The organism is Alcanivorax sp. HI0083, from assembly GCF_001635175.1.
This window is the reverse complement of sequence record NZ_LWFX01000979.1, coordinates 1-2864: the sequence shown is the minus strand read 5'-3', so window position 1 is coordinate 2864 and position 2864 is coordinate 1. Positions and strand designations below refer to the sequence as shown.

Genomic DNA, 2864 nt, shown 5'->3' with positions numbered 1-2864 from the left:
CACGCCCAACACCACCACAGGCTCCACATCCAGATCATACTGGTCCTGCTCTTCCTGACTATCGCAACCCACATTGGTACGGTACTCCGTGCAATCCAGGGACTCCAGCACCCCCACCGCCGCGCTCACGGTCCAGCGGGAATACGGTTTCACCCACTGGTGGCCCAGCTCAACGCCTGCGCCCAGCCGCTCATAGTGGCGTTCGCCGCCCAGATCACCCGCCATCAGGCCTGTGTAGAAACCCTTCTCTGACATGAGTCCGCGTTCCATCTTGCGGCGCCAGCCCGCTACCCAGCGGAACTCTTCCGTATCCAGGCCACTGGAATCCACATAATAGGCAGGCATGCCGTAAAAACTGTTCTTTTCGGTAGCCCATTCGAGATTAAGCCCGACCAGACCATTGAGGTAACCGATACCGATCAGGGCATTGTCCGCCGCCGCCGAGAGGGGCAGCAACACAAGGAAGGAAAGTAGCCAGCGACGCATGGCAAACTCCAGTTTATTGTTGTTATATCGGGCAAGCCCCGGCAAAGAGCCTGTATTTTTCACAACCCCCCGGCCGATTACAAGCGCCAGGGCGTCACCACCAACCGGCATCAATGCCGGCCGGGGCAGATTCAGCAGGATCAGAGCGGGATTTTATCGATGCTGTCCGCAGTCCCGTCAATGGCGCCGTCGACCTTTTCCAGCGCTTCATCCGCGGCATTACCGGCCACCGGAATAATCGACAGCACGGCCCCGACCACGGACCCGGCCGCTCCGACCAAACGCATGGGGGTCGTCGCCAGCTTGGTAAGGAAACAACCACTGAGAACGGCGGCCAGCAGCCCGATAACAGTCATACGCATTACGGATTTCATACCCTCTCCTTTTTTTACTTATTATTGGCAGCCTGCCGGCACCGGTCGGCCCGGCAGGCTCATGTGATTGATCAATACTCGAACGTCATCCCCAGACGCTTACCCACTTCTTCGTAGGCCTCTACCACACCGCCCAACCCTTGGCGGAAGCGGTCCTTGTCCAGCTTTTCGCGGGTATCCTTGTCCCACAGGCGGCAACCGTCCGGGCTGAATTCATCGCCCAGCAACACTTCACCATTAAACACACCAAATTCCAGCTTGTAATCCACCAGCAGCATGCCACCGTCCAGAAACAGCTGCTTGAGCACATCGTTCACCTGGAAGGTAAGCGCTTTCATCTGCGCCACCTGCTCATCGGTGGCCCAGCCAAAGCTTTGAATATGGTAATCATTGACCATGGGGTCGCCCAAGTCATCATCCTTGAGGAAGAATTCGAATGTGGGCGGGTTCAATTCCAGCCCTTCTTCCACGCCCAGACGACGACAAATGGAGCCTGCGGCGATGTTACGCACCACGCACTCCACCGGGATCATGTCCATCTTCTTGACCAGGGATTCGGTGGCCGACAGGGTTTTCTCGAAGTGGCAGGGAATACCCGCCGCTTTCAGCTTTTCCATGATGGCCGCGTTGAACTGATTGTTCACCGCTCCCTTGCGTGCCAACGCCTCCTTTTTCTTGCCGTCAAAGGCAGAGGTGTCATCACGAAACAGCATGATCAGCTTGTCCGCGTCATCGGTGGTGTACACAGACTTGGCTTTGCCGGCATACAACTCGTCGCGTTTTTCCATGGAAAGGCCTATTACTCAGGTCAGTATTAATGTACTTGCAGCCAGTCAAACCCTTCCGTCTGGCTGGCAACGCCAATTCGTTCACGCCCCTGGGTAATCACCCGTTCGACCGCATCCAGTGCGTGCCGGGACGTGTTGTTCTGTTCGCTCAGGTGCGAGAGCACCAGGTGTTGCAGGCGGTCCACATTGGCCTGGCGCAGCAACGCCGCCGCCTGATCATTGCTCAGATGCCCCAACATACCACCCACGCGCCGTTTCAACGATGATGGATACGGCCCCGACGCCAGCAACTGGGGGTCGTGATTGCATTCCAGTACCAGCGCATCACATTCCCGGTAGGCATCCACCACGTGGGGAGTAATCGCCCCCAGGTCCGTCAGCACCCCCACGGTGCGCTGCTGCCAGGAAAAACGGTACTGGCAAGGTTCGCGGGCATCGTGGGGCACCAGCACCGGCAGGATCTCCATGGCCCCCAGGCTAAACGCCCGGCCGGGGCGAACTTCCTGCCAATCGGCGCCTTTCAGCGTCGCCCGCTTGTCATGCACCGCACTGGCGGTACCAAAGGAGCTATACACTGGACAGCCCACCTTGCGGGCCAGCGCCCCGGCGCTGCGAATATGATCGCCATGCTCATGGGTAACCAGAATCGCACTGAGCTGATCCGCTGCCAGCCCCAGCCTCCCCAGCCGCGCCTCGGTTTCTTTCACCGTGAAACCGCAATCGATCAGGACCAGGGTATCGTCAGCCAGCACCAGCGTGGCATTGCCTTTACTGCCACTGCCCAGTGACGCCAGTTGCATTAATCGAGCTCGTCGTAGATTCGCTCGAGAATGGCCAGCCCCGGGGTTTTCTCCACCAGCGCGGTGCCTTTCTCGTTCAGGACCGCCACCTGAATACCATTGGTGGTATGGCTCAGTTTCAGCTGTGCTTCACGGGCACCCAGTTCATAACGGTTGGGCACCTTGAGATAGAAGATCCCCACTTCGCGATCGCGGTCGCTGACTTTCAAGTCGGTCTGCTTCAGGGCATCTCCCACGTATTCCCACGCCCAGGCATAGCGGGTGGACATCATGATAATCGGGTAGCCGTTGCCATCACGGCCCAGCAGTGCCTTGGCGGACTCCCCTTCCGGCACAGGCTCGTCGTTCTCCTTGTCCGGGGCATTACCCAGCACCACCAGTTGCGGCGGGCGAGGTGGCTGAAAACGGTCTTCATC

At 58.7% G+C, this 2864-nt stretch carries 5 protein-coding genes; all 5 read right to left on the bottom strand.

The window, feature by feature from the left end:
• Positions 1-486 (bottom strand): hypothetical protein (locus tag A3754_RS11625; RefSeq protein WP_063519819.1); only part of this gene is annotated, 486 nt, incomplete at its 3' end.
• Between the two features lie 140 nt (positions 487-626).
• The gene (locus A3754_RS11620; RefSeq protein WP_063519818.1) at positions 627-860 is read right to left on the bottom strand and encodes a DUF6726 family protein; all 234 of its coding nucleotides are present in this window, start codon (positions 858-860) and stop codon (positions 627-629) included.
• A 71-nt stretch (positions 861-931) separates the two neighbouring features.
• Positions 932-1648, bottom strand: coding sequence for a phosphoribosylaminoimidazolesuccinocarboxamide synthase (gene purC, locus A3754_RS11615; RefSeq protein ID WP_063519817.1), 717 nt, complete (start codon positions 1646-1648; stop codon positions 932-934).
• Between the two features lie 26 nt (positions 1649-1674).
• Complete coding sequence (locus A3754_RS11610) at positions 1675-2448, bottom strand: MBL fold metallo-hydrolase (RefSeq protein WP_063519816.1); 774 nt, start codon at positions 2446-2448, stop codon at positions 1675-1677.
• A partial coding sequence (gene bamC, locus A3754_RS11605) for an outer membrane protein assembly factor BamC (RefSeq protein WP_063519815.1) occupies positions 2448-2864 on the bottom strand: 417 nt, incomplete at its 5' end. The genes A3754_RS11610 and bamC, both read right to left, overlap by 1 nt.